The 6,155-nt window shown below is 30.4% G+C and carries 5 protein-coding genes and 1 pseudogene; 3 read left to right on the top strand and 3 right to left on the bottom strand.

What is annotated here, in order from left to right:
* The 3 genes from J6V67_RS03010 to glmS all read left to right on the top strand — a co-directional run.
* On the top strand, positions 1-189 hold a 189-nt coding region (locus J6V67_RS03010), incomplete at its 5' end, for a flagellin (protein ID WP_291858567.1).
* Between the two features lie 259 nt (positions 190-448).
* Positions 449-2,857, top strand: coding sequence for a hypothetical protein (locus tag J6V67_RS03005; protein WP_291858565.1), 2,409 nt, complete (start codon positions 449-451; stop codon positions 2,855-2,857).
* Positions 2,858-2,860: 3 nt separating this feature from the next.
* On the top strand, positions 2,861-4,669 hold the full coding sequence (gene glmS, locus J6V67_RS03000; protein ID WP_291858562.1) for a glutamine--fructose-6-phosphate transaminase (isomerizing): 1,809 nt from the start codon (positions 2,861-2,863) through the stop codon (positions 4,667-4,669).
* A gap of 335 nt (positions 4,670-5,004) precedes the next feature.
* On the opposite strand, the gene J6V67_RS02995 is transcribed toward glmS, so the two are convergent.
* The 3 genes and pseudogenes from J6V67_RS02995 to J6V67_RS02985 form a co-directional block, all read right to left on the bottom strand.
* Positions 5,005-5,268: a hypothetical protein gene (locus tag J6V67_RS02995; protein ID WP_291858560.1), complete on the bottom strand. Its 264-nt coding sequence runs from the start codon at positions 5,266-5,268 to the stop codon at positions 5,005-5,007.
* Between the two features lie 54 nt (positions 5,269-5,322).
* Entirely contained in the window at positions 5,323-5,448 is a 126-nt protein-coding gene (locus tag J6V67_RS02990; RefSeq protein ID WP_291858557.1) for a hypothetical protein, read from the bottom strand.
* A 278-nt stretch (positions 5,449-5,726) separates the two neighbouring features.
* Positions 5,727-6,155, bottom strand: a pseudogene (locus tag J6V67_RS02985) (glutamate racemase); the annotation flags it as partial.

The raw sequence follows: 6,155 nt of genomic DNA, 5'->3' as shown, positions 1-6,155 counted from the left end.
GTAGCTACTATAAATAATATTACAGTTACTCAAGTAAATGTAAAATCAGCTGAAAGCCAAATAAGAGATGTAGACTTTGCTAGTGAGAGTGCAAACTTCTCTAAATTTAACATACTAGCCCAAAGCGGAAGCTACGCTATGAGTCAAGCCAACTCAGTACAACAAAATATATTAAGACTACTGCAGTAAAATCTGATTTTAGAAAGTGTCATTATTATAATGGCACTTCATTAAAACAATTTTTGAAATTTTATTGCTTTTAGTAAAAGTTTTGATTAGACTAAGTTTTAATTAATGCATTATCTCTTAAAATATATTTTTTATTCTTTTAATAGTAAGATTATTACATAAAATAAATTATATTCATTATCAATTTTGATTGTATATAAATTTATATATAATATAGTTACAAGTTGAATTTAGATAAAATGCTACTTAAAGGAAGTAGATGAGACCTAATAAAAATAATACTAATATAAAATTAAAAGAAGATATAGCCAAATGTAAAGAGAGTTTAAAGAGTCGGTTTATAAAACTTGGCGGTAGGAATTATGGAATTTATCAATCTAAAGAGATAGATAAGTTTTTAAAATCAGCTTTTGATATAGTTAAATTAGACTCATTTGGTGAGTTTGTATTAAGTGATGATAGTGTACCACTATGTGTGGTAGCTATAGGTAGTTATGCGCTTGGTGAAATGAGTGTTAAAAGCAGTATCGATCTAGCTATAATTTATAAAAATGAATTAGGCTATAATGCTAAAACCATCGCCCAAAAATATTTGCAAATTTTAAAAAGTGTAGGCTTAGATATAGAGGCAAAACTATATGAACAAGATGAGTTGTGCGTGATATCTAATGATATTGAACTAGCGATATTATTTAGCCATATTCGTTTAGTATGTGGCTCAAAAATATTATATAAAAATATTAAAACTCAAATTGCTCAAATCAATAAAAATAAAAAAGATGAGCTAATCCGTTATCATTTAAATAAACTTGAACCAATGAACTGTCCGCACTATTTAGACTGTAGTCCAAATTTGCTTAATGGTAGTGGCGGATTTATGGATTATAAAAGGGTATTTTGGCTTTTTAGTCTCTTTGGCGGCACATTAAAATCTAATGCGTTAAAATATATAGATGAAAATGAATTAAGCGAGATGAATTTAGCATTTGATTATATTAGTTCACTTCGTTCAGCGTTGCAAATTAGCGGAGGTGGCGAAATTTTAGGTCGTGAATATCTAGATTCTGTAGCTAAAATAATGCAAACTAAATCCAAAAAAGGTTTAAGTCCTCAAGAGATACTCCTAAGTAAGTGTTTATGGGCGATGCATACTATATATATTTATTCAAGATATCTAGCAAGGCGTGCTTTTGGCGTAAGAATATCTTTAGGTACTGCTAGGATTTGTAGACTTTCAGGAGGGATATATAATATCGCAAATACTATTTATGTACCAAGCCGTAAAAAACCAAAAGACTTTGAGCTTATTCTTAAGGAGTTAAGCCTACTCCCCGATGTTGAGCTTGCTTTTGATATAAGCACCTTAGTATATATCAAACGACTAGAAGATAGTAGTTCTCCAAAAGTTTATGAAGGATTAAAAAAGATATTAAATCGTAAGCATAGTAAGGATATTTTAAAACTTCTTTTAGATAGTTCAAAGCTTCTTAAAATCATTAAACCAATGGAATTTAGCTCGCATCTTGCTAGTTTAGAAGGCGAATATAGCTTAGATGAGAGTTGTGTAGCTGTCGTGGGCGAGTTAGAGAGCATTGAGGATAGATTTGTCTTTAGTCTTTATGCTGATTTATGCGCTAATGGAAAAATGCTATTAAAGCTAGTAGCGCTTATGCATCAAGCTTCGACAAGCTATACAAGTAGCGCAAATATATTCCGTTCATATTGTACTAAGTTAGATTTAATGCAAAAGACTATAAATATGGGTATGAATTTGATTAAAAATCAAAATCAACTTATAGATCTACTCTCAGAACCAATTAATGAATCAGCAATGCTAAGCTTAGTAAGCTCTATTAAAGAAAAGCAAGCCTTAAAACTACTATATATCTTAAGTTATGCTAGATTAAAAGCTAAAAATTCACACCCATTTAGCCCTACACAAAATGCTAAACTACGCCAAATTTATGATAGTGCATTAAATGCTTTTGATAGTGATGAGAATTTGATAGATATTGTAAATAAGCGCACTAAAAAGATTGAGCTTTTAAAAAAACAGAAAGAATTTATATCTTTAGACAAGCATATAAAAGGGCAAATTTTAGCTATAGAATCAAATTTGCTCTTTATCAAATATAGCCAACAGCAAATTATCGATATCGCACTTAAGGCTAATGAGTGTTCAAATATAAATTTAGAGTTAACAACCCATAGTGTACAAATTATAACTAAAAGCAGCTGGAATATGGCGATGGTTTTGTGGGAGTTGCGTAATTTAGATCTTGCTTATATGGAGATTTTTGAGCTTTTTGATGGTAAGAGTTATATAAGGCTTGATTATAATTCTAAGATCGAAAATACTCAAAGTCAACTTATTCAAGCTTTATGCTCTAAAGATAATCCACAATGCGATAAGCCAGTGATTTTATCTAATGAGATTAGTTTTGATATGAATTATTCGCAAAATTATGCTAAGCTAAATATAAACTCAAAAGATCAGCGTGGTTTTATGGTTTATATATTAAGTATGCTTAGCAAATTTAAAATTAAGTTAGCAAATGCTAGAATACAAACTATCAAAAACCGCACCAGAAATATGCTACTTCTACCTATAGAAGATAAGCTAAAAGTTAAAATGGATAAGTTTTTAAAAGAGATTATAACGGAGTGAAATATGTGTGGAATTGTTGGCTATATTGGCAATAAAGAGAAAAAAAATATTATATTAAATGGTTTAAAAGAGTTAGAATATCGTGGATATGATAGTGCTGGAATGGCTATAGCTAGTGGCGATGAGATAGGATATTATAAGGCTGTTGGAAAGCTTGAGAATTTGGCCAATAAAATGAAAGAGTATGAGTCTAAAGGATTTGGCGTAGCTATTGGTCATACTAGATGGGCAACACATGGCAAGCCTACTGAGATTAATGCTCATCCGCATCTTGGTGAGTATAGTTTTGTGATTCATAATGGAATTATAGAAAATTATAAAGAGTTAAAAGATGAGTTAGAAGCTGCTGGGGTGAAATTTTTAAGTCAGACTGATACTGAGGTAATTGTCCATCTTTTTGAAGAGTATAATAAAAATGCAAAAACTCCATTTGATGCATATAAAAAGACTATATCAAGATTAAGAGGTGCATATGCTACTTTGCTTGTGACCAAGGCAGCTCCTGGTGAGTTATTCTTTGCTAAGAATGCAGCCCCACTTATCATCGCTAGAGATGCTGATGAGTTTTATCTATCTAGTTCAGATTCGCCTCTTATTGGCCTAGCTAAAGATGCTATATATCTTGAAGATGGTACATATGGTGTAGCAAAACTTGGAAGTTTAAATATATATGATGAAAATGATAATGAGGTAAAATTAAGCTTTAGCGAACTACCTAAAGATAAAGGCTATGCGTTAAAAGATGGCTATAGATTTTTTATGGAAAAAGAGATCTATGAGCAGTCTCAAGTAATTGCTGAGTGTTTAATGGGAAGATTAAGCGATGATGATTTAAATTTAGATATTGATGAGAGTGTGCTTAGGGATATTGATGAAATAGTATTATGTGCTTGTGGTACTAGCTATCATGCTGCACTAGCTGCTAGCTATCTATTAGAAAGGCTTGCTAAGATTAGAGCCACTGTGGTAGTTGCTAGCGAATTTAGATATAAAGAGCCGTTTTTAAATCCAAATTCGCTATTTGTAGTAATTAGCCAAAGTGGTGAAACAGCAGATACATTAGAGGCTTTAAAAATTGCTAAAAACTCAAATTTAAAAACTCTAGCTATCTGTAATGTTGATAATTCAAGTATTGTTAGGATGGCTAAGGAGGTTTTACTAACTCGTGCAGGTATAGAAAAAGGTGTAGCAAGCACTAAAGCCTTTGCTACTCAAATGATTTGTTTATGGATGCTAGCATTAAAGCTTGCTAAAATCCGTGGCACTATAAGCGCTACAACTTTACAAGATGAGATAAGCGCTCTTCGAAATATCCCAAGCGTGGTAAATTTTGATAAAAGTTTACAAGAAAAAATTTATCGCAAAGCTAAGCATTATGTACATGGACATGGATTTTTCTTTATTGGAAGGGATATCTTTTATCCATTAGCTCTTGAAGGTGCGTTAAAATTAAAAGAGATTAGCTATTTGCATGCTGAAGGTTATCCAGCTGGAGAGATGAAGCATGGGCCAATAGCCTTAGCAGATGAGGGGCTATATACGATTGCATTATTACCACAAACTATCTTATATGATAAGACTAAATCAAATGTCGAAGAGCTTGCAGCTAGAGATGCATTTATCACGACTATCTCTCCGGTTGAATTTGAGCTAAGTGATGATTTTATTAGGATTAATTCGCACTCTCATCCTATGAGTGAGTTTTTTGAGATTATGGTTGTGTTGCAGCTTTTTGCGCTTGAGATATCTATTAGATTAGGTAATGATGTAGATATGCCACGCAATCTTGCAAAAAGCGTAACGGTGGAGTAGACTATATGTCGCTAAAGTCCCTGTAAGCGGGGACGCCCCATACTCAAAAAAGAAATTTATCATTGCGGTGGGCAAATCAACAAAGCAATCTATTAAATTTACTAAATACTTTTAAATTCAGATTGCTTTGTTGTTGCTTTACTCTTTCTTACTAATGATTAGTAGCGATTGTAATGTATTATAAAATTAAAAATACAGACTAAAATGAAATATACTAGAAGGCTAGCTTGGCTAATAAGGTTAAATATAGTCTTTATTGTTAGAAAATTTTAATAAATCTTGTAATTCTTTAGGTGTTAATTTTTCAAATATCTCTTTAATTTGTTGATTTTATATTAAGATACTAATTTGGCTCGTGTATCACAATCAAAATTAGTATCTACATCTACCATACTATAAATAGAAGATAATCTATAAACAACTTGTTTTAAAGAACAGTAGTATTTATCTAAATCTAGGATAACAAACTGATCTCTTCTTTTGTCATTTTTATCATCAGATTTTGGAAATTCATCTTTTCTTCTATAAAATTTATTGCTTGAGTATCGGAACTGTTCTTCGCTTTGATTAGCTCTATTTTCAATTGATTCATCAACCACTCGTGGGCTTCTAGTTCCATTTTCAGATTGAATTCTGCTTTGTCTAACATCTTGTTAAACTCCATCATTATGTGTTCTAAATTCATTTTTTTCTCCTTGTATTAAATTTAAATTCCAAAATAAATTATCTTGATTAGATATAGCTTCTATTTTCTTTTTTAATTCTACCAAAATTTTCATCATTTAATAGCTTATTTTGTTCTAAATTTTTATTTAATAAAAATAGCCATTGCTTGTGAGTGTTAAATATAAGAGGATTATCATTATCTCTTAATATTGCTTTTAATGCATTTTCATCATTAAAAGCATATGAATTTTCAAAATTATCTATTTCACTAAAAATTAATTTTTTTAAAAAAGCTTACCTCTTGTAGTAAAATATTAAATTTTTTTTAATTAGATTATTATGAGGGCAAAATTGGTTGTAATGTTTAATTTAGTATTTGCAACGATAAACCTTAAATCCTAGCCATTTTATCTAACCTTAATAAAAATGGAGCAATCTCTTTTATATCTTTTTGTTTCTTAGATGAGTAGTATAGTAGTTTTGTATCTAAATTTTTGCCTTTGCTATTAAGTTCATCTATTTTTCTTTTTATCTGTCTTATTGTTCCATCGACTCCATCTACTATTTTAGAATTTGGAATTAAGCTTATAAAGCTATCTTTAAAGTAGTTAAAATGCGTACAGCCTAAGACTAAAAGAGATATATTTTTGCTATCGAATTTAGATATTTGATTTTTTATATACTTGCTAACTTTTGTTGAATTAAACTCCATATTTTGAGCAAATTCAACAAGTCTAGGCATAGGTAATAAATGTGTTTTATCGCTTAAATTTGATTTTTCTAGTAATTCATTTAGTTTTGCGCCTTTTATCGTAGCAGG

This window comes from Campylobacter sp. (genome assembly GCF_017646085.1).
Taxonomy (GTDB): domain Bacteria; phylum Campylobacterota; class Campylobacteria; order Campylobacterales; family Campylobacteraceae; genus Campylobacter.
This window is presented reverse-complemented; position numbering and strand designations above follow the sequence as displayed.